Source organism: Mesorhizobium sp. M7A.F.Ca.AU.002.02.1.1 (genome assembly GCF_003998535.1).
Classification (GTDB): Bacteria; Pseudomonadota; Alphaproteobacteria; order Rhizobiales; family Rhizobiaceae; genus Mesorhizobium; species Mesorhizobium ciceri.
Genome location: NZ_RZPB01001251.1, coordinates 1 through 1,062 on the forward strand (window position 1 = coordinate 1; position 1,062 = coordinate 1,062).

Consider the following 1,062-nt stretch of genomic DNA (forward strand, 5'->3'; position numbering starts at 1 on the left):
ACCGGGTGCTCGACCTGCAATCGTGTATTCATTTCAAGGAAATAGAAGTTCTTGTCCTTGTCGACGATGAATTCGACCGTGCCGGCGCTCTGGTAGTCGACGGCCTTGGCCAGCGCCACAGACTGCTCGCCCATGGCCTTGCGTGTCGCGGCGTCCAGGAATGGCGACGGCGCCTCTTCGGCGACCTTCTGGTTGCGTCGCTGGATCGAGCATTCGCGCTCGCCGAGATAGAGCGCGTTGCCATGCGCGTCGGCCAGCACCTGGATTTCGATGTGGCGCGGATCGACGACGAATTTCTCGATGAAGAGACGATCGTCGCCGAACGAACTCTTGGCTTCCGAGCGCGCGCGGTCGAAGCCATCGCGCACTTCGGCTTCGCTCCAGGCGATGCGCATGCCCTTGCCGCCGCCGCCGGCCGAAGCCTTGATCATCACGGGATAACCGATTTCGCCGGCGATCTTTTCGGCATGATCGGCATTCTCGATGACGCCGAGCCAGCCGGGCACGGTGGAAACCTTGGCGGCGTTGGCGAACTTCTTCGATTCGATCTTGTCACCCATCGCCTTGATCGCCTTGGGCTTCGGGCCGATGAAAATGATGCCTTCCGCTTCCAGCGCCTCACAGAAGGCCGCCCGCTCGGACAGGAATCCGTAGCCGGGGTGCACGGCCTGGGCTCCCGTCTCCTTGCACGCGGCGATGATCTTTTCAGGGACGAGATAGCTCAGCGCGGCTGGCGAAGGCCCGATATGCACCGCCTCGTCGGCCATCTCGACATGCACGGCGTCGCGATCGGCATCGGAATAGACCGCGACGGTGGCAATGCCCATCTTGCGCGCCGTCTTGATGACGCGGCAGGCAATTTCGCCGCGATTGGCGATCAGGATCTTGGTGAACATGCGAAATGTCATCCCTCGGGTCGGCCGTTCCTTTTATGGCCTGTGCTTGCAGGGTCAAGCCGACCATGCAATTCACTGCCTTTCAATCGACTTGCGATTCCAATTCATCGCTGTGGCCCAGTCGGGGAGCCAGCTGCCAGTTGATCGTGTCGGCAAAACCTGAAAC

General features: G+C 61.1%; 1 protein-coding gene. It reads right to left on the reverse strand.

Annotated elements, in window-relative coordinates:
- Nucleotides 1-896, reverse strand: an 896-nt coding sequence (locus tag EN879_RS36900; protein ID WP_127274759.1) for a biotin carboxylase N-terminal domain-containing protein, incomplete at its 3' end; no start/stop codon positions are given.
- Nucleotides 897-1,062 lie beyond the last annotated feature (166 nt).